The organism is Nocardia sp. NPDC060255, assembly GCF_042727395.1.
In the GTDB taxonomy this organism is placed as follows: Bacteria; Actinomycetota; Actinomycetes; order Mycobacteriales; family Mycobacteriaceae; genus Nocardia.
In genome coordinates this window covers 162,817-188,778 of record NZ_JBHXAU010000002.1, presented here as the reverse complement: position 1 = coordinate 188,778, position 25,962 = coordinate 162,817, and the positions used below count along the sequence as shown (strand labels likewise).

Annotated in this window: 13 protein-coding genes; 11 read left to right on the top strand and 2 right to left on the bottom strand. The window is 69.7% G+C overall.

All coding sequences use genetic code 11. The features are described 5' to 3' along the window. Positions 1 to 13: 13 nt before the first annotated feature. From ACFWF1_RS06680 to ACFWF1_RS06630, 11 genes are read left to right on the top strand one after another with little or no spacing between them, the layout of a single operon-like run. A complete protein-coding gene (locus tag ACFWF1_RS06680) occupies positions 14 to 3,322 on the top strand; it encodes a beta-ketoacyl synthase N-terminal-like domain-containing protein (RefSeq protein WP_379286016.1) in 3,309 nt (1,102 codons plus the stop codon). Then, entirely contained in the window at positions 3,306 to 8,321 is a 5,016-nt protein-coding gene (locus ACFWF1_RS06675; RefSeq protein ID WP_379286014.1) for an amino acid adenylation domain-containing protein, read from the top strand. The genes ACFWF1_RS06680 and ACFWF1_RS06675 overlap by 17 nt, the downstream gene beginning before the upstream one ends. Beyond that, complete coding sequence (locus ACFWF1_RS06670) at positions 8,318 to 11,305, top strand: type I polyketide synthase (RefSeq protein WP_379286012.1); 2,988 nt, start codon at positions 8,318 to 8,320, stop codon at positions 11,303 to 11,305. Before ACFWF1_RS06675 ends, ACFWF1_RS06670 begins: the two co-directional genes overlap by 4 nt. Next, positions 11,298 to 16,934, top strand: a complete 5,637-nt coding sequence (locus ACFWF1_RS06665) for an amino acid adenylation domain-containing protein (RefSeq protein ID WP_379286011.1) — start codon at positions 11,298 to 11,300, stop codon at positions 16,932 to 16,934. Before ACFWF1_RS06670 ends, ACFWF1_RS06665 begins: the two co-directional genes overlap by 8 nt. Beyond that, the gene (locus ACFWF1_RS06660; RefSeq protein WP_379286009.1) at positions 16,931 to 18,691 is read left to right on the top strand and encodes a fatty acyl-AMP ligase; all 1,761 of its coding nucleotides are present in this window, start codon (positions 16,931 to 16,933) and stop codon (positions 18,689 to 18,691) included. The genes ACFWF1_RS06665 and ACFWF1_RS06660 overlap by 4 nt, the downstream gene beginning before the upstream one ends. After that, a complete protein-coding gene (locus ACFWF1_RS06655) occupies positions 18,688 to 19,647 on the top strand; it encodes a hypothetical protein (RefSeq protein ID WP_379286007.1) in 960 nt (319 codons plus the stop codon). Before ACFWF1_RS06660 ends, ACFWF1_RS06655 begins: the two co-directional genes overlap by 4 nt. 2 nt (positions 19,648 to 19,649) lie before the next feature. Then, the gene (locus ACFWF1_RS06650) at positions 19,650 to 21,392 is read left to right on the top strand and encodes an HAD-IIIC family phosphatase (RefSeq protein WP_379286005.1); all 1,743 of its coding nucleotides are present in this window, start codon (positions 19,650 to 19,652) and stop codon (positions 21,390 to 21,392) included. Then, entirely contained in the window at positions 21,382 to 21,630 is a 249-nt protein-coding gene (locus ACFWF1_RS06645) for an acyl carrier protein (protein ID WP_379286003.1), read from the top strand. The genes ACFWF1_RS06650 and ACFWF1_RS06645 overlap by 11 nt, the downstream gene beginning before the upstream one ends. Continuing rightward, positions 21,627 to 23,174, top strand: coding sequence for an SDR family NAD(P)-dependent oxidoreductase (locus ACFWF1_RS06640; RefSeq protein ID WP_379286002.1), 1,548 nt, complete (start codon positions 21,627 to 21,629; stop codon positions 23,172 to 23,174). Before ACFWF1_RS06645 ends, ACFWF1_RS06640 begins: the two co-directional genes overlap by 4 nt. After that, positions 23,137 to 24,096 (top strand): ABC transporter ATP-binding protein, encoded by a 960-nt coding sequence (locus ACFWF1_RS06635; protein WP_379286000.1) that lies wholly within the window; start codon positions 23,137 to 23,139, stop codon positions 24,094 to 24,096. The genes ACFWF1_RS06640 and ACFWF1_RS06635 overlap by 38 nt, the downstream gene beginning before the upstream one ends. Further along, positions 24,083 to 24,874 (top strand): ABC transporter permease, encoded by a 792-nt coding sequence (locus ACFWF1_RS06630; protein ID WP_379285998.1) that lies wholly within the window; start codon positions 24,083 to 24,085, stop codon positions 24,872 to 24,874. The genes ACFWF1_RS06635 and ACFWF1_RS06630 overlap by 14 nt, the downstream gene beginning before the upstream one ends. Before the next feature lie 6 nt (positions 24,875 to 24,880). Here ACFWF1_RS06630 and ACFWF1_RS06625 read toward each other — a convergent pair whose 3' ends face one another. Beyond that, the gene (locus tag ACFWF1_RS06625) at positions 24,881 to 25,381 is read right to left on the bottom strand and encodes a hypothetical protein (RefSeq protein WP_379285997.1); all 501 of its coding nucleotides are present in this window, start codon (positions 25,379 to 25,381) and stop codon (positions 24,881 to 24,883) included. A 416-nt stretch (positions 25,382 to 25,797) separates the two neighbouring features. Continuing rightward, positions 25,798 to 25,926 carry a hypothetical protein gene (locus ACFWF1_RS06620; RefSeq protein WP_379285995.1) on the bottom strand — a complete coding sequence of 43 codons (129 nt, stop codon included), beginning with the start codon at positions 25,924 to 25,926 and terminating at the stop codon, positions 25,798 to 25,800. Positions 25,927 to 25,962 lie beyond the last annotated feature (36 nt).

Below are 25,962 nucleotides of genomic sequence, written 5' to 3'. Positions count from 1 at the left end.
GGGATCGTGCTAGATGTCTGCAGAAATGGCCCGTCGGACGGCCGACGAGATCAGTTTGTTCCTCACCGAAACGCTCGGAGATCTACTGGACATCGCCACGGATGATGTCGCACTGAGTGAGCCGTTCTCGAGTTTCGGGCTCACCTCGGCGGTGGCCCTGGTATTCGTCGGCAAGATTTCCACCTGGATGGGAAAACCACTACCACCGGATCTCCCCTGGGAGTATCCGACCGTGCACGCACTGGCCGAGGGGCTGGCCGCGGCACAGGACAGCATCGAACCCATGCCGCAGGATGCCGCGGATCGGGAGCCTGCAGTCGGGGGGCGCTCGGTACGCGCCGACCTCGCGCAGGAACCGGTGGCGATCATCGGCATCGGGTGCTCGTTCCCGGGACTGCGCGGACCCGAGCAGCTGTGGGAAACCCTGTGGCACGGCCGCGAATTGGTGGGTCAAGCACCGGCCGCCCGGCACGACTGGCCGCCGTCGGGCCGCGCGCCCGGCGACGAACAGCACGGCTCGTGGTTCGGTTCGTTCCTCGATGACCCATATGCCTTCGACGCCAACTACTTCGGCATCGGTGACGCCGAGGCCGCGGCCATGGATCCGCAGCACCGGCTGCTCGCCGAAACCGTCGCGGACGCCTTCGAGGACGCGGGCGTGCCGATCGAGCGGCTGGCCGGGACCTCGACCGGCACCTTCGTCGGCATCACCGCGGGCGACTACGCGCGCGGCATGGGCGATGCGGCCGAGTCCGGGATGCCGATCGCGGCCGTCACCGGCAATGCGAGCAGCATCGCCGCGAACCGGTTGTCCTATCTCTACGATCTGCGCGGACCGAGCGTCAGCGTGGACACCGCCTGCTCGTCGTCGCTGGTCGCGCTGCACATGGCGCTGCGCAGCCTGCACGACGGGGACTGCGATGTCGCCGTGGTCGGCGGGGTCAACATGACCCTGGACCCGCGGGTCACCGAGTCGCTGGCGGGCGCGGGCATGATGGCCGCCGACGGCCGGTGCAAGACGTTCGACGATCGTGCCGACGGGTACGTCCGCGGCGAGGGCAGCGCCGCGGTCGTGCTGAAGCCGCTGGCACAGGCCGAACAGGACGGCGACCGGGTCTACGCGGTGCTGCTCGGTTCGGCGATAAACCAGGACGGCCGTACCAACGGGCTGACCGCGCCGAGCTATCAGTCGCAGGTCGACGTGCTGCGCCGCGCCTATCGCCGGGCCGGCGTGAACCCGGGCGACGTGCAATACATCGAGGCGCACGGCACGGGCACCATCCTCGGCGACGCCATCGAGGCGCGGGCGCTCGGCACCGTTTTCGCCGAGAACCGCGACGAGAAGTTCCTCGTCGGCTCGGCCAAGACGGTGGTCGGTCATCTCGAGGCCGCCGCGGGCATCACCGGCCTGGTGAAGACCGCCCTCGCGCTGCATCACGGGCAGGTGCCCGCCAACCTGAACTTCGAATCGCCGAGCAAGCACATCGCTTTCGACGAGCTGCCGTTCGATGTGCCTGCGCGGAACCAGGTCTGGCCGCAGCGTCGTGGCCGCGCGCTGGCGGGCGTGAGCTCGTTCGGCTTCGGCGGCACCAACGCGCACGCGGTGCTGACCGGCGCAGCCAAGCAGGCGCCGCACACCCAGGCCCCTGCCGCGCCCGAAAAGCCGTATCTGGTCAGCATTTCCGGCCGGAGCGAGCAGTCGACGCTCGACCTGGTCGACAGCTGGATCGACGCGCTGCGCGACGGCTCGGCCGCCCCGATCGCCGAACTCGCGCAGACCTCGACCGCGCGGCGCGCCCAGCATCCGTTCCGTGTGGCGGTCACCGCCCGCGGTCATGCGGATCTGGCGGAACAGCTCACCTCGATCTCCGGCGGCTCGCTGCCACTGGGCGCTGCCGCCGGTCGAGTGCCGCGCAACGGCCCCGGCAAGGTGGGCTTCGTCTTCACCGGGCAGGGCAATCAGTGGGTCGGCATGGGGCGCAAGCTGATTCGTCATCAGCCGGTGTTCCGGGACACTCTGCTCAAGATCGATCGCGAGCTCCGCATCGAGCTCGGCTGGTCCACCTTCGCCGTGCTCGACCGGGGCCGCGACGAGGAAGCCCTCGCCGACACCGCCACCGCACAGCCGGTGCTGTTCGCCCTGCAGGTCGCCCTCGCGGCGCTGTGGCAGTCGTGGGGGATCACCCCGTCCGCCGTGGTGGGCCACAGCGTCGGCGAAGTCGCCGCCGCGCACGTCTGCGGCGCGATCGACCTGCGCACCGCCGCGCAGATCATCGCCGCACGGGCCAAAGCCACTGCGCGCCTGCGCGACAACGGCTGCATGGCCGTGGTCAACCGGCCCGCCGCGGAACTCGAACTGCCACAGCGGGTCTACCTCGCCGGCACGAACGGCCCGCAGTGGACGCTGATCTCGGGCAACACGGGCGCGGTCGACGGTTTCCTGCACCGGCTCGACGGCGAGCAGATCATGACCCGCCGCCTGCCCGGCCGCTACGCCTTCCACTCGCCGCTGATGCGCGACTGCCTGCCGGAATTCGCGACCGACATGCCGTGCATCCAGCCCCGCGAGGGCGGCATTCCGTTCTTCTCGACCGTCACCGGCGGCCGGATCGACGGCGCGCAACTGAACGGCCTCTACTGGACCGATCAGGTGGTGCGTCCGGTGCAGTTCGCCGAGGCGGTCGGCGCGATGATCGACGCCAATATCGGCGCCTTCATCGAGATCGGCCCGCATCCCGCGCTCAACGGCATGCTGAAAAGCCTGCTCCGCCATCATGATCGGGCCGGGGTCGCGGTGCCGTCGCTGGTCCGCGACCTCGACGACCTCTCGGTGATGCTGGCGGCACTGGGCGAACTTCACGTCCGCGGGCACGAGGTGCGCTGGTCCGGCGTGGACGCGGCGACGCGGCCGCAGGCCCGGTTGCCGCTGTATCCGTTCGACCGCAAGTCGTACCGGATCGTCGGCGGTGTGCCGAGCGTCCAGGCCGCCCCGGTGTCGCGCGCGAGCACCGATCTGTTCACCGCCGACGCCGACTATGTCGCGCCGCGCACCGAATACGAGCAGGTCGTCGCCGAGATGTGGGCCGAGCTGCTCGGGCTGGAGCAGGTCGGCGTCTTCGAGAACTTCTTCCGCATCGGCGGGCACTCGCTGGCCGCCACCCAGTTCGTCCGCAGGCTGCGCGAACTCTTCGAGATCGAGTTCGCACTCCGGCGCATGCTGCAGGAGCCGACCGTGGCTCAGGTGGCGGCGGCGCTGGAGGAGCTCATGGTCGAGCAAGCCGATGCAGCCCTTTTGGAGAGCGATCATGAACTCACCGGCTAGCAGCCTGGCCCTGGCGCGCCTGCGGGAACGCCGTGCCGCAGGCATTTCCACCACCACCGTGCCACTGCGCGAGGGCGCCGGACCGTTCCCGACGACACCGGCGCAGCGGGGCATCTGGCTGCACGAGCAGCTGGCCGGCCACGCCGCGATCTACCATGTGCCGCTGGGCATTCGGATCACCGGTCCGCTCGACGTGGCGGCGCTGCGCACGGCCGCCGACGCGGTGACCCAGCAGCAGCATGCCTTCCGCACGGTGTTCAAGGAATCGCCGGAGGGTTTGCGGGCCGAGGTCGTCGAGGTCGCCGGCGCGGAGTGGCAGTCACCGGATCTGCGGCTGGTGCCCGCGAAGGCACGGGCGGCCGCGGTCGATCGGCTGCTCGAGTCGCTCGCGTCCGCGCCGTTCGACCTGGCGGCCCGGCCGCCGGTGCGCTGGGCGCTGATCCGGCTGGCCGAGCAGGAGTGGATCCTCGCGGTCGTCGCGCATCACCTGGTGCTGGACGGCCTGTCGATCGCGCTGCTCATCGATCAGCTGTGGGCGGCCTACGGTGCCGTCCGGCGCGGCGCGGAGATCATTCTCGTGGTGCCGCCGCGGCAATACGCCGACTACGCGGTGTGGAGTGCCGAACATGGCACGCCCGCCGCGCAGACGGTGGCGGTCGAGCGGCGGGCCGCGCTGCTGCGCGATGCCCCGCCGCTGGACCTGTCCATCGGCCGCCGCCCGCGCCGTGTGGGCAACAACGGTGCGCGCGTGGAGAATTCGTTCCCGCGCGAGGTGGCGGACGCGATCCGCGCCCGCGCGGCGGACAACGCGGTTCCGCCGTTCGTCTTCCTTTTGGCCTGCTACGAACTGACTTTGGCGCATCGCACCGGTCAGCGCGACTTCACCATCGGCATCCCGATGGCGGCCCGGCCGTACGCCGAGCTCGCGAAAACCATCGGGCACTTCGTCAACACGGTCCCGGTCCGCGCCGATCTCGCCGACGGCCAGACCTTCCTCGATCTGCTGCACCGCACCCGCGACAGCGCGATGGCGGCGTATGACGACGAGACCGTCCCGTTCGAGCAGGTCGTCGAAGCCATTGGCGGGCCGTGGGATCCGGCCTTCAGCCCGGTCTTCCAGACCCTGTTCGTGCAGCAGGTGCTGGAACGCCCCGATCTGAGCGAGTGGGGACTCACCGTCGAATGGCACGCCATCGACACCGGCGCGACGCTCTACGACCTGGTCATGCACGTCGCCGAGACGGGCTCGGAGCTGGTCTGTCACCTGACCTACAACGCGAAGCTGCTCGACGCGACTGCCGCCGCGGACCTGGCACAGGACTTCCTGACGATCGCCGCGGCGGCCGCCGCCGCACCGACGACGCCGGTGGACGAGCTGCTCGCCGCGCTGCCCGTGCGCGAGTACGCGGTGAACGACGAAGTGGCCGAACCGGATTCGGACGACGTCGAAGAGACCGCGTTCGAGGCCCCGATCGGCGAGCGGGAGACCCGCCTCGCCGCCCTCTGGTCGCAGGCCCTCGAGCGTGCCGAAATCGGCCGCCACGACGACTTCTTCCTCCTCGGCGGCACGTCTTTGGCGGCCACCCGGGTGATCTCGCAGATCCTCGACGAGTTCGGCGTCAGCGTCTCGCTGCGCGAGCTGTTCGAGAGCCCGACCATCGTGACGGCCGCGCGACTCATCGAAGCGGCGTCCGCGGACCAGGATTCGCTGCCGCCGCTGCAGGCCGCACCGCGCACGGACGGCGAGCTGCTCGCGGTGTCCTACGCCCAGGAACGCCTCTGGTTCCTGGAGACACTGGATCCCGGCAACGCGACCTACATCATGCCCGGCGGCCTGCGGCTGCGCGGCGAGCTCGACGTCGCCGCGGTGGAAAAGGCTCTGGCCCTGGTCGAACAGCGGCACGAGGTGCTGCGCAGCGTCTACCGGACTACCGAGGACGGGCAGCTGCGCCAGGTGATCCGCCCGTATTCGGCACGGCCGCTGGAGTTCACGGATTACAGCACCCTCGCGCCCGAGCAGCGCGGCACCGCCGAGGCCGACCTCGCCGCGAGCGTCTACCGCGCGCCGTTCGATCTGGCCGAAGGCCCGGTCTGGCGATACCACCTCATCAAGTCGGGGCCGGACGAGTACCTGCTGGCCATCGCGCTGCATCACATCGTGTGTGACGGCTGGTCGGTTGCCGTACTGAGCCAAGAGGTTTCGGCCCACTACCGGGCCCAGGTCGCCGGCGTCGACTCGCCGCTGCCGCCGCTGGTCGTGCAGTACGCGGACTACGCGGGCTGGCAGCGCGGCAACGCCGGCCGACTCGACGGGCAGCTGGACTTCTGGCGCACCGAGCTGGCCGACCCGACGGTCACCGAAATCCCCGGCGACCGGCCGCGTCCCGCGCGCCGCAGCTCTCGCGGCGCGGTCGAGCGGCTCGCCGTCGACCCGCAGGTGATGGCCGAAGTGCGGGCGCTCGCGGCCCGCAGCGGCGTCACCACCTTCGCGGTGCTGCTCGCCGCGTTCTACACCGTGCTGAATCGGTATACCCGCCAACAGGATCTGATCGTCGCCTCGCCGATCGCCGGGCGCACCCGCTCGGCCGTCGAGCCGCTGGTCGGCTGCTTCCTGAACACCCTGGCGCTGCGCACCGAGGTCGATCCCGACGAGACCTTTGCCGCGCTGGTGGCGCGCGTAGGCAAGACCGTGCTTTCCGCGCACGCCAACCAGGACCTGCCGTTCGAGAAGGTCATCGAGGCCATGGTGCCGACCAGGGACATGAGCCGCACCCCGCTCGCCCAGGTCATGTTCAACTACTTGAACACGCCCGCACCGGCACTCGACATGGCAGGCCTCGACGTCGAACTGGTTGACGCGCCCCGCGCGACGGCCAAGATGGACTTCGACCTCACCGTTGACGAGACCGACGGCCCGACGAAGCTCACCTTGGAATACAGCGTCGACCTCTACGACGCGCCGACCGCGGTTCGGGCACTGCGGCATTACGCGACCGCGCTCGCCAGCGTTGTCTCGAACCCTGAGCAGCTCGTCGGCGAGGTCGGTCTGGAGAACGCGGATCAGGCTGTGGCCGAGGCGATCTGGACTCTGCCGGGTGTCCCGATGGTCCCCGAGGCCGAACCGGACGAGCGGCTGATCGATCGGCTCGACGCCGTGATCGATCTACGCGGCGGCGCACCGGCTCTGCGCGCCGGCGACCGCACCACGAGCTTCGCCGAACTCGACATGATCACCGCGGGCATCGCCAAGGAACTCATCGGCGCCGGCCTGGACGGCAGCCGTGTGGCGCTGCTCTACGACCACACGCCGGAAAGTTTCGTCGCGGTCTGGGCTGCCCTGCGCGCCGGTGTCGCGTATGTCCCGCTCGACCCGCGTGCGCCGCAGGCCAGGCTGATCGAGATCATGGAGGAGGCCGACGTCTCCGCGCTGCTGTGCGATCCGTCGCTCGCCGACCTCGCCCGCTCGGTCGCCGGTGGGGCACATGTGTTCACCGTGTCCGGGCGCACCGATCAACCGGAATCCGCGCTGAGCACGGTGCCCACCAACGACCTGTCGACCTGGGCGAAATCCCATATCAGCGCCGATGATTTCGCCTACATCCTGCACACGTCCGGCTCGACCGGCCGCCCCAAGGGTGTCGCACAGAGCCGCGGCAACGCGTTGTCCCACGCGGTCACCTATGCCCGGCGACTGCGCATCGGACCCGACGACGTGGTGGCCGCGCCCGCCCGCTACACCTTCGACGCCGGTGTGCTGAACTCCTTCGGCGCGGCGGTGGCCGGAGCCGAGCTGTACGTCATCGACCCGCACCTGTTCAGCCCCGCGGGCCTGCGCGAGGAGATCGAACGCGCCGGGGTCACCGTGCTGCACTGCACCCCAACGCTTTTCCGCTACCTGCTCGGCGACACCGACGGCCCCTGGGTGCCGGACGCGCTGCGCCTGGTCGCGCTCGGCGGCGAGGAAGTGGTCCGCGGCGACGTCGTCGACTTCGGCAAGCACTTCGCCCCGGCCTGCCGTCTGGTGAGCCTGTACGGCCCGTCCGAATGCTCGGTCGCGTTGCAGCACATCATCACTCCCGAGGACGCCGACCGCGCCGGGGTGCCGATCGGCCACCCGGTCGAGGGCGTCGAGGTCGACCTGGTCGACGGAAGTGGCCGTCCCACCGAGGTTTACGGTGAGATCGCACTGCGCAGCCCGTACGTCGCGCTCGGCTACTGGCATCGGCCGGAACTCACCGAGAAGGTATTCGGCACCGGCCCCAACGGCGTTCCGTACTACCGGACCGGCGATCTCGCCCGGCGGTTGCCCGACGGCCGGCTGGTCTTCGTCGGCCGCAAGGACCGTCAGGTCAAGATCCGCGGCCACCGGGTCGAACCCGGTGAGGCCGAGACATTCCTGCGCTCGCACCCGACGGTCGCCGAGGCCGCCGTGGTGCTCGACGCCGAGTCCGATGTGCCCAGGCTGGTCGCCTACCTCACCCAGGACGGCCCGCTCGAGCCCGACTATCTCGAGCTGTCGGCCTACCTGCGTACTCGGTTGCCGGACTACATGATTCCGTCCGCCTACATGGTCCTGGACCGCCTGCCGCGCGGCCTCACCGGCAAGCTCGACCGCGCCAAGCTGCCCAAGATCGCCCCGGCCGCGGCACCGGTGTACACGCCGCCGGGCACCGAACTCGAACGCGTCGTCGCCGAAGTCTGGGCCGAGGTGCTCGACCGCGAGATCGGTCTCGGGCAGAACTTCTTCGACCTCGGCGGTCATTCGCTCGCGCTGGCCCGGGTCCGCGGGCTGCTCGAGCGCCGCCTCGGCGTGGACCTGGCGATGACCGACCTGTTCGCGGCGCCCACCGTCGACGGGCTGGCCAAGTCACTGGCCGGGCGCACCGCACCGCAGGAGGACGCGGACCGCGGCCAGGACCGGCGCGCGGCCGCCGCCCGCCGCCGCGCCCACCGTCAGGCCACCGAGACCCTGCCCGACAGCGTTGGGAGCCAGCGATGACACACGACGACAACGAGTTCCGGGTCGCGGTAATCGGCATGGCCTGCCGGTTCCCCGACGCGGACACCGTCACCGACTACTGGAACAACCTGTGCGCGGGACGCGAATCGGTGCGCCCGCTCGCCCCGGAGTCCATGCCCGCCGACCCGCCCGCCGGATACGTGCACGCGGGCGCGCTGCTGGCGGACGCGGACAAGTTCGACGCCGAGTTCTTCGACATGCCCCCGCGCGAAGCACAACTCACCGACCCGCAGCATCGCCTGTTCACGCTGTGCGCGTGGGAGGCGCTGGAGGACGCCGGGCACATCGCGGCCGAAAACCCCACCCCGGTCGGTGTTTTCGCGGGCGCGGGCATCAGCACCTACCTGCTGCGGAACCTGGTCGCGCACGCGAGCCTGTTCCAGACACCCAGTTCGCAGCTGCATGCGCTGCACGGCAACGCCTCCGACTACATGGCGACCCGGGTCTCCTACAAGCTGAACCTGACCGGGCCGAGCGTCGCGGTGCAGACGGCGTGCTCCACCTCGCTGGTCGCCGTGCATCAGGCCGCGCAGGCGCTGCTCGACTTCCAGTGCGACGTGGCGCTGGCCGGCGGTGCGAGCGTGCAGGTGCCGCAGGAGGCGGGCTACATCTACGAGGAGGGGTCGATCCTCTCGCCGGATGGTCACTGCCGCGCGTTCGACGCCGACGCCGGCGGCACCGTGTTCGGTTCGGGTGTCGGCGTTGTCGTGCTCAAGCGACTCGCCGATGCCATCGCGGACCGGGACCACATCCACGCCGTGATCCTCGGTTCCGCGGTGAACAACGACGGCGGCAACAAGATCGGCTTCACCGCCCCCGGCATCGCCGGGCAGCGGGCCGTCATCCGGGAAGCGTTGTCGGCGGCCGGAATCGGCGCGGACACCATCGGCTACGTCGAAGCGCACGGCACCGGCACGAAACTGGGTGACCCGATCGAGGTGGCCGCGCTGAGCGCGGCCTACCGCGAGCACACCGAGGCCGCACAGTATTGCGCGCTCGGCTCGGTGAAATCCAATGTCGGCCACCTCAACTCCGCGGGCGGTGTCGCCGGGTTCATCAAGGCGGTGCTCGCGGTGCGCGAGGGTCGTATCCCGGCCAGCCTCAACTACACCCGGCCGAACCCCGAAATCGATTTCGCGGCAACGCCGTTCTTCGTCAACACCGAACTGCGGACCTGGTCGGCTGACGTGCGGCGCGCGGCGGTGAGCGCCTTCGGCATCGGCGGGACCAATGCCCACGTGATCGTCGAACAGCCGCCGACGCAGGCGGCCGCCCCGGCTCGGACTGGTCCGCGCGCGCTGCTGATCTCGGGCCGCACCGCACAGGACGCCGACCGGATCGCGGCTCGGCTTGCCGAGCACTTGGATCATACGGACGCGGAACTGGCCTCTGTCGCACAGACTTTGGCGCACGGCCGTCGCCGTTTCCCACATCGTCGCATGGTGGTCGCCAGCACGACGGCGGAAGCTGCGGCCGCACTGCGTAAGCCGGCGGCGGGAGAGGCCCTGCCTGCCCCAGCGCTCGCCTGGCTGTTCCCCGGCCAGGGCGTCGCGCTCGGTGCCGCCGTCCTCGAACTCGCCGACAAGGTCCGCTCGTTCGGCGACCGGTATCGCGCCTGCGCCGACATCCTGCGCGAGCGCACCGGTTTCGACCTGGACGCCGCCGTCCGCCACGCAGAAGGCACCGAACAGTCTCAGGTCGCCCTGTTTGCGGTCGAGTACGCGCTGGCCGGAATGTGGCGCGAGTTCGGCGCCGAACCCCGGGAACTGCTGGGGCACAGCCTCGGCGAGCTCGTCTGCGCCACCATCGCGGGCGTCTTCGAGCTGCCCGACGCGCTGGCACTGGTGGTCGAGCGCGGCCGGATCATGGCGGCGTCACCGCCCGGCGGCATGCTCGCGATCTCCAAGGGCGCGGACGTGATCGCGGAGCGCCTGCCGGACGACGTCTGGCTCGCCGCCGACAACTCCGCCAGCCGCTGCGTCGTCGCGGGGTCGCCCGCCGCCCTGTTCCGGCTGGCCGGTGAACTCTCCGAGGAGGGCGTGCCGAGCTCCCTGCTGCCCGTTGGGCACGCCTTCCACACTCCGCTCATGGACGAGGCCGCGGCCCGCTTCGCCGAACTCGTGCGAAAGGTGCCGCGTCAGGCACCGCGGGTGCCGTTCTGGTCCAACGTCACCGGCGCGCCGATCACCGCCGAGCAGGCGGTGGACCCGGCCTACTGGGCCCGGCAGATGACCAGCACCGTGCGTTTCCGGGAGGCCGCGACCGGCTTGGTAGACCGGAATCAGGGGACCGTCGCGCTGGAGGTCGGCCCGGGCAAGTCCCTGGTCTCGTTCCTGCGCACCGCCGATCGCACTTCGGCGACCGTCGGCACCCTCGGCGTCGGTCTCGGCGCGGGCGCGCCGGAGACGGCGATCGTCGATGCGGCGGGACGGCTCTGGTTGTCCGGTGTAGCAGTCGATTTCGACGCCATCTACGGTGGCGAGACACCGGCCTCGGTCAGCTTGCCGACGTATCCCTTTGCGCTGAAGCGCTATTGGGTAGACCCGCCCGAGGTCACAACGAGTCAACCGCGGCGCATCGATCCCATCCGGCCCGCTGCACCGGCACCGGTCGACAGCGAGCCCACCGCGCCCTCCGACGAGGACGACTTCGTGGTCTCGGTGCGCAACCAGGTCGTCGCGGTGTGGTGCGCGGCGCTCGGCATCGAACAGGTCGGCAACGACGCCAACTTCTTCGAACTGGGCGGCGATTCGCTGCTCGCCGTGCACGTCGCCACGCAGCTGCGGTCCATCTTCCCGTTGGATCTCGCACTCGGAGAGCTGTTCGCCAGCCCGACAGCCGCGGGGATGGCCGACGCCATCGCCGCGCACCTGATGCAGCGGTTGGACGAGCTGTCCGACAGCGAGGTCGAGCTGCTGCTCAACCAGCCGGGGGCGGCCGAAGAACGGAGCAACAATGCCTGAAGTCGTCGATACGGGCGCATCGCGCCGCGCGTTGCTGCGGCGCTGGGCCGCCGGCGGCACGGCGCGGGCCGGAATCCCGCGCCGCACCGATCCCACCGCCGCCGCGCCGCTTTCGGCCGCGCAGCAGCGAATCTGGTTCCTGGAGCAGCTGTTCCCGGATCGGGCCACCTATACGATGCCGCTGGCGCTGCGCCTGCGCGGCCACCTCGACATCGCGGCCCTGCAGGGCGCGCTGTCGCTGGTCGTCGCGAGGCACGAGTCGCTGCGCACCAGCATCGAAGTGCGCGACGGAGTTCCGGTCCAGGTGGTCGGACCGGTGGCGCCGTTGCCGATGACCATGGTGGCGTCGTCGCAGCTGGATGCGGAGCGGCCGCTCGCGGACGCGACCGCGCAGGTCGAGCAGTTCAGCCGGACCGTGTTCGACCTGTCCGGTCAGCTGGTCGAGGTGCTGCTGGTGCGGCTGAGCGAGGACGACGCGATCTTCGCCGTCGCCATGCACCACATCATTTCCGATGGCTGGTCGCTCGGCGTGTTCGCCACCGAATTGATGTCCGCCTACGCCGATCTCACGGCGGGCAAGCACCTGCCCGAACTCCCCGAATTGCCGTTGCAGTATCCCGATTACGCGACCTGGCTGCAGGATCTCGCGCAGCAGGACAAGTTCGGCGCCGATCTCGACTACTGGCGCGGCGTGCTCGGTGACGAGCCGCCGCTGGTGACCTTCCATCCCGACCGGCCGCGTGCGCTCGAGCCGGAAAACCGTGGCGCCCGAGTGCTGTTCACCATTCCGGCACCGGTGCTGTCCGGCCTGCGGCATCTCGTCGACGAGGTCAGGGTGAACGACCGGCCCGCCACGTTGTTCATCGGGTTGATGGCGGGATTCAAAGCGCTGCTCCGCTATTACACCGGCGCGGAGGACATCACGGTCGGTACGCCGATCGCCGGGCGCACCCGGCCCGAGATCGAGCCGCTGATCGGGTTCTTCGTGAACGCGCTGGCACTGCGCACGGATCTGTCCGGCGCGCCGACCTTCCGCGAACTGCTGGCCAGGGAGCAGCGCGTCGTCTTCGACGCGTTCGACCACCAGGAAGCGCCGTTCGACCTAGTCGTCGAGCACGTGCGCCCCGATCGGGAACTGAGCCATTCGCCACTGTTCCGCACCGCCGTCGTGTTCCAGAACACCTCGCTGCCCGAACTCGCCATCCCCGGACTCAGCGCCGAGTACATCGAAGTCCATTCGGGCACTACCAAATTCGACGTGCTGGTGACCCTGCGTCAGGTCGGCGCGGAGTTGTTCGGCGCGTTCGAGTACGACGTCGACCTCTACGACGAGCCGACCGTCGCCGCCATCGCCCGGCACTTCGTCGCCCTGCTGACCGCCGTGGTCGCCGACCCCGACACCGCGCTGCCGGAACTCGACTTCCTCGAGGCCGACGAACGGGACCGCGCGATCGCCGCGGCACTGCCCACCGAGCCCTCCGCCGAGCCCGCGCTGACCCTGCACGAACTCTTCGCGGCGCAGGCGATCCAAACGCCCGACGCGGTGGCCCTCACCTTCGGCGACAGTGCCCTGAGCTACGGCGAACTCGCCGCAGCCGCCGACGAGCTGGCCCAGCGCCTGCGCGGACGCGGTGTGGGCCGCGGTTCGTTCGTCGGCATCCACCTGGACCGTTCCGCCGACGTGGTCGTCGCCATCCTCGCGGTACTGCGCGCGGGTGCCGCCTATGTCCCGCTGGATCCGATGTACCCGGCCGACCGGATCGAATTCATGATCGCCGACTCGGGTGCGCGACTGGTGATCAGCCACAGCGCGCTGGTCTCGACCGCGGAATCGGGCCCCGAACTCCTGCTCATCGACGAGCAAGGCGCCGAGGCCGTGCCCGATCTCCCGCTGGAGAAGGCCGAGCCGCACGACCCGTGCTACGTCATCTACACCTCGGGCTCCACCGGCGTCCCGAAGGGCGTTGTCATCGAGCACGCCAACGTGGTTCGCCTGTTCTCGACCACCACCCGCTGGTACGACTTCGGCCCGCAGGACGTGTGGACGATGTTCCACTCGTACTCCTTCGACTTCGCCGTCTGGGAGATGTGGGGCGCGCTGCTCTACGGCGGACGGCTCGTCGTGGTGCCCGGCCCGGTCAGCCGGTCCACCGCCGAGTTCGCGGAACTGCTTGCGCGCGAACAGGTCACGGTGCTCAACCAGACACCGTCCGCGTTCACCCAACTGCTGCGCGCGCTGGAGAACACGCCGGGCACCGAACTCGCGGTGCGCTGGGTCGTGTTCGGCGGCGAGGCGCTCGATTTGTCCACGCTCACACCGTGGTTCGATCGGTTCGGCGAGTCCGCGCGGCTGGTCAACATGTACGGCATCACCGAGACCACCGTGCACGTCACCTATCGCGAACTCACCCGCGCCGACGTGGTGTCGGCGGCGGGCAGCCTGATCGGCGTCCCGCTGCCCGATCTGGGCGTGCTGATCGTCGATCCGGCGGGCCGTCCGGTGCCGGACGGCGTGGCAGGGGAGATGCTGGTGTCCGGGCCCGGCGTCGGTCGCGGGTACCTGAACCGCGACGACCTCACCGCCGAACGGTTCGTGGAAAGCCCGGTCCTCGGCCGACGCGTCTATCGGACCGGTGACCTCGCCCGCCGCCGCGCCGACGGCGATCTCGAATACCTCGGCCGCATCGATCAGCAGGTCAAGGTGCGCGGCTTCCGCATCGAGCTCGGCGAGATCGAGGCGGCCATCACCGCGCACCCCGGCGTCGATCAGTCGGTGGTGCTGGCCCGCAAGGACACCGGCGGAAGCCTCTCGCTGGTCGCCTATTTCACGCCGGGCGACGCCACCGCCGACGCGGCCGAAGCCGAACAGGACCAGGTCGCCAACTGGCAGATCGTGTTCAACAGCACCTACCGCCAAGGCCACGACGGCGACGCCGATTTCGACATCTCCGGCTGGAACGACTCCTACACCAACGCCGCCATCCCCGAGGAGCACATGCGGGAATGGGTCGACGCGACCGTCGCCGCAGTGCGCACCTTGGCACCGCAGCGCGTTCTCGAAATCGGCTGTGGCACCGGTCTGTTGCTGTCCCGGCTCGCACCGCAGTGCGCAGTCTACGACGCCACCGACGTTTCCGCCTCGGCCATCGAGAACGTGCGGACGAAGATCGTCGCGGGCAATCCGGACCTCCAGCACGTCCGGCTCGACAGGTGCGCCGCCGACGAGCTGCCCTACGACGTCGCCGGACCGTACGACGTCATCTTGATCAACTCGGTGGTGCAGTACTTCCCGAGCGCCGACTACCTGACCCGCGTGCTGGACTCGGTCGTCGGCCTGCTCGCTCCCGAAGGCGTCCTGTTCGTCGGCGACGTCCGCGACCTCACCCTGAGCGAGTCGTTCCACGCCACTGTCGAGGCGACCAACGCGCCGTCCGCCGGTGCCGCCGAGCTCGCGCCCGCCGTGCGCGCCGCCCTCGACCGGGATGCCGAATTGGTGATCGCGCCGAGGTATTTCGAGGACTTCGTGGCCACCCACCCGACGCTGGCCGGATCCAGGATCCGGCTCAAGCGCGGCGAATACCTCAACGAGATGTCCCGCTTCCGCTACGACGCCGTGCTGTTCGCGGGCCAGCGCGGCCTGCCCGTGCGGCCGAAGCTGCTCGACGCGACGACCACGCCGCAGCTGCTGGCCGATCTGCTCGAACGCGATCGTCCCGCAGCGGTACTCGTCGCCGACGTCCTCGACGCCCGAGTAGCCGGTCCGCTGGCCGTCGTCGCCGAGCTGCAGCGCGGCCGGGCCAGTGCCGCCCAGATCCGGGCCGCGCTCGCCGATTCCGGCGGCGTCAGCCCGGAAGACTATCTCGCCCTGGCCGATCGGGTTCCCTACCGGATCGAGGCGCTGCGCCGCCCGGGCGGTCGCTACGACGTCGTGGTGACCAGCTGGGAGGTGGCATTGCCGTCCATCCCCGGTGCGCGCGACACCGAATGGCCGGACGACCTCGTCATCTCGGATCCGTTGCGGGTCAAGGCCCGCGACGATCTGGTCGTCGACGTGCGCGCCCACCTGGCGCGCCGGCTGCCGCAGCACATGGTGCCCGCCGCCGTCCTCGTGCTCGACGAATTCCCGTTGACCACCAACGGAAAACTGGATCGGCGCGCACTGCCCGCCCCGATCCTGCGCCGCAACACCTTGGAGTACGAGCCGCCGCGAACTCCACTCGAGCAGCGCGTCGCCGGCGTCTTCGCGCACGTCCTCGGCATCCCGCGGGTGGGCCGCGAAGACAACTTCTTCGACCTCGGCGGCCACTCGCTGCTGGCGGCTCAACTGATCCTGCGGCTGAAAGAGACCTTCGGCGAGGACATTCCGCTCGGCTCGCTGTTCGCCCGCCCCACGGTCGCGGGCGTGGTCGCGCTGCTGGCCGGCGAGACCGCGGCCGAGGACGTGATCGACCTCGAAGCCGAGGTGGCCGCCGCGATCGAATCGTGGCCCGCCGCACCGTGGACGGTCACCCCGCCCAGCACCGGCGAGGTGCTGCTCACCGGCGCGACCGGTTTCGTCGGCGCCTTCCTGCTCCATGAACTGCTGGCGCGCACCGACTCCCGCGTGCATTGCCTGGTGCGGGCCGACAGCCGAGAAGAGGGCCTGGCGCGCTTGGCCGCCACCTTCGACAGCTACGAGCTGCCGCGCGACGCGTTCGACCGGGTGATCCCGGTGCTCGGCGACCTGGCCGAGCCGCGACTCGGCCTGTCCGAGAAGCAGTTCCTGCTGCTCGGTCACACCATCGACGCGATCTATCACAACGGCGCGCACGTGAACTTCGCATTGCCGTACCGGGTGCTGGAGGCGGCCAACGTCCAGGGCACCCAGGAGCTCATCACGCTGGCCCGAACCAGCGGCGCGCCACTGCATTTCGTGTCCTCGCTCTACGTCCTCGGCCCCGGCGACGCGGTCGACGGCCGGGTCGCGGAACCGCTACCGGCACAGGACCCCTCGCAGCTGTCCCTCGGATACCTGCGCAGCAAGTGGGTTTCCGAGCGACTGGTCACCGAGGCGGGGGAGCGCGGCCTGCCAGTGAGCGTGTTCCGGCTCGGCCGCATCGGCGGCGACAGCCGCACCGGCGCCTGCCAGACCAGCGACTTCTTCTGGCTGCTGGTCAAGGCCAGCCAGGAAGTGGGTCTCGCACCGGAGGTCGACTTCGCGGTGGACCTGGCCCCCGCCGACTTCACCGGCTCGGCCATGGTCGAACTGGCCCGCGCCCCGCGGCCGGGCACCCACATCTACCACCTGCGTAACCCACAGCCGTGCAGCTTCACCGACGCCATCGGCTGGCTGCGGGAAAGCGGCTGGCCGGTGCGACTGGTCGCCCTCGACCAGTGGCGCGACGCGATCGCCGCCCACGCCGCAGGCGCGGGCCCCGGATCGGCGTCCTTCAGCGTGCTGAGCCTGTTGAGCGCCAACGACGGGCTCACCCCGCTGATCCAGTTCGACGTCGACAAGGCCGTCACCGCACTGGATGGGGCCGGCGTGCACTGCCCGCCGGTATCCCGCGACCTGTTCATCCGCTACCTGGATTACTTCCGGAAGGTCGGCTTCCTCGCCGCGCCGTCACCACAGGAGGTCGGAGTATGACCACAACACTGCTTACCGGGGGCGCGCTCGAGTACGACACTTTGGTGCGCGCACTGACGAATCAGGCCGCGCAGCGGCCGAACAAGGTCGCGTACAGCTTCCTCAGCTACCCGGACTCGACCTCCAAGCACGGTGAGACCGAGTCGCTGACCTATGCCGAGATCGACCGTGCGGCAAGGGCATACGCGGCCACCCTGCTCCAGGTCGCGCACCCCGGCGACCGCGCCGTGCTGCTCCTGCCGCCGGGCCTGGAGTATGTGAAGGCGTTCTTCGGCTGCCTCTACGCCGGCATCATCGCGGTGCCGCTGTACCCGCCGAGCGCGCACAACTCCAACGGCCGCATCGACGCGGTCTGCGTCGACGCCGACCCGGCCTGCATCGTCACCACCGACGGCGCGCTATCGAATGTGACGGCGTGGCTGGACAATTCGCCGACCGACACCACCCGGCTCATCGTGACCACCGGCGAGGTCGACGAGAAGCTCGCGATCGACTGGGAGCCGGTCCTGGTGGACCGCGAGCAGATCGCGTTGCTGCAGTACACCTCCGGCTCCACCCGCACGCCCGCCGGCGTCATGGTGCCGCATCGCGGACTGCTGGACAACGCCAGGCAGGTCTACGAAATGATGTACCACGTCGGCATTTCCGCCGAGGACGAGGTCGGTTTCGTCAGCTGGCTGCCGCTGTTCCACGACATGGGCCTGATGGTCGGCGTCATCATGCCGATCATCAGCGGCCACGGCGTGGTGCAGATGTCGCCGACCTCGTTCCTGCGCAGGCCGGAACGCTGGCTGCAGGCGATCAGCGACAACCCGGCGCAGGTCTTCGCGGCCTCCCCGAACGTCGGTTACGAGCTGTGTGCCGAGCGGATCGGGCTGAAGGAACTCGAAGGCATCGACCTGAGCCGGTGGCGCTATGCCCTCTCCGGCGCGGAGCCGGTGCGGGTGAGCACTATCGACAAGTTCTACGCGAAGTTCGCCGACAACGGCCTGGCTCGCTCGACGCTGATCGCCGGGTACGGGCTGGCGGAGTCGACGCTGATCGTGTCGGTGAACTGGCGCACCCTGTCCGGCGTCGAGACCATCACGGTGGACCGGGACGCGCTCGCCACCGGCGAGGTGGTCGTCGCCAAGGACGGCGCGGACATCGTCAGCGGCGGCGCCGCGGCACCGGGCACCACCATCCAGATCGTGGATCCCGAGACCAAGCTGGCGTTGCCCGAGGACCGGCTCGGCGAGATCTGGGTGTCCGGCCCGGCCGTCTGCACCGGCTACTACAACCGGCCCGAAGAGACCGAATACACCTTCCGCGGCGAACTCTCACCGCGCGACGGCAAGTACTACCTGCGCACCGGCGACATCGGGTTCCTGCACGACGGCGAGGTCTATCCGACCACCCGGCTCAAGGATCTGATCATCATCGACGGCCGCAACTACTATCCGCCGGACCTCGAGGACGCCGCCGAGCAGGCGCATTCGCTGGTGCTGCCCGGCCGCTGCTCGGCCTTCTCCGTCGAGGTCGGCGTGCAGGAGAAGATCGTGGTGCTGATCGAGGCCAGGATCCCGTCAGACGACGAGACGACCGCGCAGGAACTGCGGAACGCGGTGCGCCAGGCCATCTTCAGCATCCACGACGTCGGTGTGCACGAGGTGGTGCTGCTGGGCCCCGGCGCGATTCCGCGTACCTCCAGCGGCAAGATCCAGCGTTCGGCCTCGCGCACCGCCTACCTCGACGGCACCCTCCGGGGCGCGAAATGACCACGGCCCTGGCCACCCACGGCGACAAGCTGACCTGCTTCACCGCGGCGTTGGCGAGCGCGCTGGTGGCTCGCGGCGAAACCCGATGGTGGCGGCCGCTACTCGCGGGCGGACCGACCCTGGCGGTCAGTCCCGCCGAGGACGACCTGCTGCTGTTCGAGCACGACGCGACCCCGCCGCTGCCCGCCCTCGGCCTGCGGGTGAACGGCGACGACGACTGGGCCACCACCTATCACGCGCTCGAAGAGCAAGTGGCCGAGCACGGTTCGGTGGTGCTGCTCGCCGACATCTTCCACCTCCCCTGGCAGCACGGGCACCAGCGCTGGCACGCCCCGCACTGGCTGGCCATCGTCGAGACCATCGACGGCTGGGTGGTGGAGGATCCGCTGACGATGACCACCGAGCTCGGCAAGCAGACCGGGCAACGGATTCCGGTGCTCTCGGCGGCCGAACTGCGCGAATGGTCGGTCGGGCTCGGCCAGGACGATACTGTCGCGCTGCTGCGCGAACGGGCGATGGCCGGTTCGGACGCGATTCACGTCGGCAAGACCTATCGGTGGCTCGAATCCCATCCGGTCGCGCCGCTGTCGCCGCGCGAGGATCGACTGGTGGGCGCCGACGCGCTCATCGCGCTGGCCAGCCGCTACCAGTTCGCCTCGACGCCAGACGATTTCACTCAGCTCGACGATCTCTGGCAGGCGTTGCGCCAGCGTGAGCTGCTGCTGTGGGCGTCCGACCTCGACGACGAACTGCTAGACGCGGCCGGACGCGACCACTGGGAACGTGCGGTGACGCAGTGGCGCAAGCTGCCACCGCTGCTGATGCACGCCAGGATGCGGGCCGCCGCGGGCGGCACCGTACAGACCGCGCACATTGCCGAGACGCTGCTGTCGCTCGCCGAATACGAGGGCAAGCACCTGGCTTTCGCGCACCACCCTCGCACGGAGCGGGAGTAGACATGACAACCGATGTGGCAGTAGAACTTTCCCCCGCCGACGGCTACGTGGCGTGGACGCAACGCGCGAAATCGCCGGCGCGCGAACCCGGCGTGCCCGGTGTCGCGGTGCGGATGGCGCTGCTGGCCACCTACACCACCGACTTCCTCGCCGAACTGCTGCCGCTGGCGGGCGCACGCGCCGGTCTCACGCCGGAACTCCTGGAATTCCCGTTCGGTCAGGTCGAGCAGGTACTGCTCGCGCCCCAAACACCGTTCCGTGAGGGCGACTACGTGGTGCTGTCCGGTACGCACCACGATGTCACCGGCACGGTGGACGAGACCGTCAACCGGTGGGTCGGGCTCTGGGACGCTGCCGCGCGCTCCGGAGTACGGGTGGTCCAACTCGGTTTCGCGCCGCCCGCGGTAGACGCCTATGGACCGGCGGCATGGCGTGCGCCGCAGTCACTGTCGTACCGGGTGCGTGAGATCAACGCGCGCCTTGCCGAACAGGCCGCGGGCCGTGTGCTTTTCGTCGACGTCGAACAGCTCGCCGCCCAGGTCGGCCTGCGTCAGTGGGAGGACCCGCGCAGCTGGTACCGCGTGCGCCAGCCCTACGCGCCGGACAGCCTGCCGTGGCTCGCCGCCGCCATCGCCGACACGATCGCCGCCGACCGCGGCCGCTCCGCGCGCTGCGTGGTCGTCGACCTCGACGGCACCCTGTGGGGTGGCATCCTCGGCGACGACGGCATCGACGGCATTCGCGTCGGCACCGGCCCCGACGGCGAGGCGTTCGCCGACTTCCAGCGCTACCTGCGCGCACTGACCGAGCGTGGCGTGCTGCTCGCGGTGGCCAGCAAGAACGATCGCGACCTGGCCCTGCGCGCCATCGCCGAGGCCCCCGGCATGGTGCTGCGGGTCGAGGACTTCACCCACATCGTCGCCGACTGGCGACCCAAATCCGAACAGCTCCAGGAGATCTCGGACAAGATCCGGCTCGGCCTGAACAGCTTCGCCTTCGTCGATGACAACCCGGCCGAATGCGCCCAGGTGGTTGCCGCCCATCCCGAGGTGCGCGCGCTGTGCCTGCCCGCCTCGCCCGCGAAGTTCGCCACCGCCCTCGCGGCCCTGCCCTGGCTGCATCCGGGCTCGCTGTCCAGCGAGGACTTCACCAGGCAGCGCTCATACCAGGCGCTCGCCGCCGCCGAGCGCACCGCGACGGACAACCTCGACGAGTTCCTCGCGGGCCTGGAGATGGTCGCCACCATCGAGCCGATCAACAGCACCACCCTCGACCGGGCCGCGCAGCTGATCGCCAAGACCAACCAGTTCAACCTGACCACCCGCAGGCACACCCAGACCCAGGTCAGGAAGATGGCCGAGGACCCGCAGTGGTTCGCCGCCACGCTGCGCCTGCGGGACCGATTCGCCGACCACGGCATCGTCGGCGTGCTGCTCGCCGAAGATCTCGGCGGCACCGTCGAGCTCGACACCCTGCTGCTCAGCTGCCGGGTGATCGGCCGGAACGCGGAAAACAATCTCCTGGCCGCCGCCGCGGAATGGGCGCTGGCACAGGGCAGTTCGCGCTTGGTGGGCCGGTACATCCCGACCGCCCGCAACGCGCTGGTGCGCGACCTGTACCCCGGACAGGGCTTCGCGCTCGAAGCGGAGTCCGAACAGGGGTCGGTGTATGGATACGACCTTTCGGGCGGCGCGCTCGCGCGCAGCCCGCATGTGCGAGAGGCGCAGATGCAACATGGCTACTGATGTGATGGAGCAGCTGCTCGAGCTGTTCGCCGAGGTGGTCGGGGAGCCGGCCGCGCACGGCCCCGACACCGTCCGCGGCGACATGGACACCTGGGACTCGCTCGCCCAGGTGCGCCTCGTCTACGCGGTGGAACGCGCCTTCGCGGTGGAACTTCCGGAGAGCACGCTCACCTCGGAACCGTCGCTCGCCGAGATCGCCGACTCCGTGGCGGCCGCACGGCAGGAGCGGGTGTCGTGAACTCGCGGGTCTTCCGGGTTACCGACACTGATGTTGCGACGTACGCCGCCGCGGTCGGCGATCGCAATCCACTGCACGTGGACAACGATTTCGGGCACCGGTCGCCGTATGGCAGGCCGGTCGCGCACGGTGCGCTGGTGGTCACCCTCGCCTTGGCCGCACTGGCCGAGACGACCGATCCGATGGCGGTGCGCGATATTCGGGCGACGTTCCGGCAGCCCACGATTCCGGGCCGACGCTACGAGGTCGACTGGACCGTATCGGAGAGTGAGGCCCGCGGCCGGGTCAGCTTCGGCGGTATCGAGGTGGTCGGCATCCGGTGCAGGCTCGGCTCGGTGCTGCCGTGGTGCGGTCCCGCCGCCGCGGACGAGCCGCGCCGGGACGCGCCCCGGGTGCTCGGCTTGGCCGATCTGGCCGGGGATTCCGCGCAGGCCCCGGGCCAGGAGAGCGGGTCCTACTCGGTGGACTATCCGCTGATCGCGGGTCTGGTGTCGCGGGTCATCGGCGGCCGGGTCCCCGAACATGTTGCGGCGGTGCTGGGTTGGGCGAGCTACTGGACCGGGATGTGCACGCCCGGCCGGGACGCCCTGCTCGTCGCCTGCACCGTCGTGCTGCACGGATCTGGTTCCGGTGCAGTGGAATTCGAGACCACCGAACCCGAGGTCGACCGGCGATCCGGTCTCGTCACCTTGCGCGCGGGCATGCGCTGCGGTGCGAGTGCCGATGTGACCGTGCAGAGTTTGATCAGGGAATCGGTGCCCGGCCCGGATTCGGCGGAACTGGCCGCGGTCTTGCCGCCGTCGGACAAGCTGGCCGGACGCACCATCCTGGTCGTCGGCGGGAGCCGTGGCTTAGGTGCCGCGGTATCACTGGGTTTGGCGAGTCAGGGCGCGCGCGTGCTGGTCAGCTGCACCCGGGCACCCGAGGTGCTCGCGGCGGCGTCACACGCCTATCGAGATCGCCTGTGGCCGGTACTTGCCGACGCCAGTGACGGTTGGGCGTTGGGCGCGGCACTGCCGGAAGGCCAGCTGGACGGCGTGGTTCTGCTTGCCGCACCGGCGATTCCGACGCTGCCGCTGGCGCCCGACGCGGTCGAGACCGCCGCGCAGTTCATGGCGGCGAGCACCCGTCTGGTGTTCGCGCCGCTGTCGGTGTGCGTGCCCCGGCTGCGCAAGGGTGCGACGGTAGTGATGATCTCGTCGGAGGCGGTACTCGCGCCGCCACGCTGGTGGCCGCACTACGCGGCGGCCAAGGCCGCCGTCGAAGGTCTCGCGGAATACGTTGCGCGACACCATCCCTGGAACGTCGTGGTGGTCCGTCCACCGCGGCTCTGGACCGACCTGACGAACACGCCGGGCGGACGTGCCGTGAGCAACCCCATCGCGCCCGTCGCCGCCGACATCGTCAACGTGTTCTCCTCCGAAGCCGCTGTGCCCGGGGAAGTTTCGGTACTCGGCGCCGCCGGTTGGGGCGCACCATGGCCAATTCTGAGTGAGGAGGTGCGGGATGCTGGAGATCGCCGACCTGAACAAGTCGTACGGTAAGAAACAGGTCCTCACCGGGATCGATCTGACCGTGCGGCCGGGCGAGATACTCGGGCTGCTCGGCCCCAACGGCGCGGGAAAGACCACGACGGCTTCGATCGTCGCGGGCATCACCGCCGCGGATTCGGGCACGGTCCGCATCGCCGGCATCGATATCGCGGCCGAGCCGCGGCAGGCGCGCCGCAAGCTGGGGTTCGCGCCGCAGGAACTCGGCGTGTATCCCACGCTCACCGCGCGCGAGAATCTGACCTTCTACGGCAGGCTGATGGGCCTTGGGCGTAAGGATCTACCTGCGCGCGTCGACGAGGTCGCCACGCGGCTCGGCATCACCCCGTTCCTCGCCACTCGCGCACACCAGCTCTCAGGCGGTCAGCAGCGCAGGCTGCACACCGCGATGGCATTGCTGCATGAGCCGGACGTGCTGTGGCTCGACGAGCCGACGGTCGGCGCGGACGTCTCAGCGCGGCAAGACCTGCTCGACGAGGTGCGCAACCTCGCCGACCGGGGTGCCGCAGTGGTTTACGCGACGCACTACCTGCCGGAACTCGAGGTGCTCGGCGCGCGGGTGGTGGTGCTGCACCAGGGCCAGATCCTGGCCCAGGGCAGCGCCACCGAACTCGTCGAGCGCTACGCACAGGCGGCGGTGAGCCTCGAGTTCGCCGAGTCCATTCCGGCCGGCCTGGGCGGCTTCCTGGCCGCACCTGGCGCCGCGGTGCTGGAGTCACGGCGCTTGAATATTCCGACCAACGCGCCGGGGCAGCTGCTCGCGCAGCTGTTCGCCACGTTGGACACCGATACCGACCAGTTGCTGGCCGCCGAAATCCATCACCCCAACCTGGAAAACGCGTACCTGGCGATCATGCGTGCGGCCGACGCCGCCGATGACCAGCCCGTGGAAGGAATCCGAGATGCTGTTGCATGACTCCGCCATTGATCGGGTGCGCGCGCTGTCCTGGGCGGATCTGCGCCGCCTCAAATCCGACCCGGCCCAGCTGATCGTGATGACGGTGCTGCCGATCGGTCTGATGGCGTTCCTGGCACCGGCGAACAAGGCGCAGCTGCGCTTCTTCGGCGGGTTCCCCAACGCCAGCGGCATCGAACAGGCGGGCCCAGGCGCCATCGTGATGTTCGCATTCTTTATCACGACACTGCTCGGCGCCTCGTTCTTCCGGGAACACGAGTGGGGGACCTGGGACCGGCTGCGCGCCGCGCCGGTGCGCGCGACCGAGATCATCGTCGGGAAGTCGTTCCCCTCGGTGCTGTTCTCGGTGGCGCACGTGATCATCCTTTGGGTGGTCGCGTTCACGCTATGGGACTTGCACAGCAGGGGATCGACCTGGCTGCTCCTGCCGATCTCCGCCTCGATGGTGGTCGCGACGTGGGGCTTCGGCATCGCCCTTGTCTCGTTGTGCCGCACCATCGATCAGCTGTCGATCATGGCGCAGGTCGGCTCGCTGGGCATCGGCGGGCTGGCGGGCACGATCACCCCGCGCGACACCCTGCCCGGCTGGGCCCAGGCGCTGTCGCCGTTCACCCCGCAGTACTGGGCGCTGAAGGGGTATCAGGACGTCATCCTGCGCGGCGCCGGGTTCGCCGACATCGTCAAGCCATGCCTGATCCTGCTCGCCGTCGGCGTCGCGGGCGGATTGATCGCCATGTTCAAGTTCCGGCTCAGCCACAGCAAGGTCGGCCGGAGCTGAGCTGGGCTACTCGATGGGCTGAGTGATCGCGTTGTGCTCGTCGTTGATCAGGTGAAACGCGGACGCCAGGTCGTCGAGTGCGGTCTGCCAGAGCGATTCGGTGCCGTCGCCGTGCGGGTTGCCGCTGCTGAGTGAGAGCAGCACCTGGGCGGCTTCGGCGGCACGGGCGGCGGCGTCGAGTAGCACCGGCGCCTGGTCGGAGGTGTCGCGCGGGGCCAGCGCGTCGATCCGGTTGTGTAGCCAGTGCGCGTCGAAATGAGCCTGTTCGGTGGCGTTTTCGCCGTCCAGCGCGGGTTGGGTGCTCGCCGCGGTCCAGCGGCGGGCCAGCTCGTTCTGATCCGGTGCGTTGGTGACCGCGCTGCGCAGTTCACTGCTGAACACGCGTTGCAGCAGCGCCGCCAGCTTGGCGCGTTCGACCGCGGTGTCGTTGTGCGCGGGGGCATCGGCGTCGCCTGGGTCGATATGCAGCACCGCGAGAATTGCCCTCAGTTGCGCGATCGTGGCCACTCAACCCCTGCCTTGTCATGACTCGCCGAGCCGCTCTCGGCTACCACCCGACCCCCGGTACCCCGAACGATTAACTAAATGATAGCCGCACGGTGTCATCGTGACACCGCAAACGCCACGCGAATCCCACGCTGGTCCGCGCGGTCATGGATTGCTGCGCAACCGATCTCGCCGCGGCTACCTTGTTGAACACGAAACCATCACCCCCGCTGTTCGTGCGGCCCGGCAGAGTTGCGCCCGGAATGCCCAGTGTCACCGTTGCCGCGCCGGACGGTCCAGCGAACACACCGGCCGGTGCGCCCGTGCCGATCCCATTCCGAAACGTCGATGCCCACACATCTAAGTTCGGACTGGTCCCCCCTCTGGATTGTCGGCACGCCGAACGAATATCGGCGACCTCGCCGGAGCGCGGCCGATCAGGGGTTGGGGTAGGTCGTCGCGATCATGTCGAGGACGAGATCCTGGAGTAGTCGGCGAGTCGTGTGCGCCTGCGCGATCATCAGCTCCGACGAGCCGCCTTCGGCCAGGTCGATGAGCTGATTCATGGAATGACACACGGCAACCAGCCGTCGTACGGCTTG

Bases quoted from the DNA above. Each gene is read 5' to 3' on its own strand.
- ACFWF1_RS06680 (WP_379286016.1), top strand. From the start codon at position 14: ATGTCTGCAGAAATGGCCCGTCGGACGGCCGACGAGATCAGTTTGTTC.
- ACFWF1_RS06675 (WP_379286014.1), top strand. From the start codon at position 3,306: ATGAACTCACCGGCTAGCAGCCTGGCCCTGGCGCGCCTGCGGGAACGC.
- ACFWF1_RS06670 (WP_379286012.1), top strand. From the start codon at position 8,318: ATGACACACGACGACAACGAGTTCCGGGTCGCGGTAATCGGCATGGCC.
- ACFWF1_RS06665 (WP_379286011.1), top strand. From the start codon at position 11,298: ATGCCTGAAGTCGTCGATACGGGCGCATCGCGCCGCGCGTTGCTGCGG.
- ACFWF1_RS06660 (WP_379286009.1), top strand. From the start codon at position 16,931: ATGACCACAACACTGCTTACCGGGGGCGCGCTCGAGTACGACACTTTG.
- ACFWF1_RS06655 (WP_379286007.1), top strand. From the start codon at position 18,688: ATGACCACGGCCCTGGCCACCCACGGCGACAAGCTGACCTGCTTCACC.
- ACFWF1_RS06650 (WP_379286005.1), top strand. From the start codon at position 19,650: ATGACAACCGATGTGGCAGTAGAACTTTCCCCCGCCGACGGCTACGTG.
- ACFWF1_RS06645 (WP_379286003.1), top strand. From the start codon at position 21,382: ATGGCTACTGATGTGATGGAGCAGCTGCTCGAGCTGTTCGCCGAGGTG.
- ACFWF1_RS06635 (WP_379286000.1), top strand. From the start codon at position 23,137: ATGCTGGAGATCGCCGACCTGAACAAGTCGTACGGTAAGAAACAGGTC.
- ACFWF1_RS06630 (WP_379285998.1), top strand. From the start codon at position 24,083: ATGCTGTTGCATGACTCCGCCATTGATCGGGTGCGCGCGCTGTCCTGG.
- ACFWF1_RS06620 (WP_379285995.1), bottom strand. From the start codon at position 25,926: ATGAATCAGCTCATCGACCTGGCCGAAGGCGGCTCGTCGGAGCTGATG.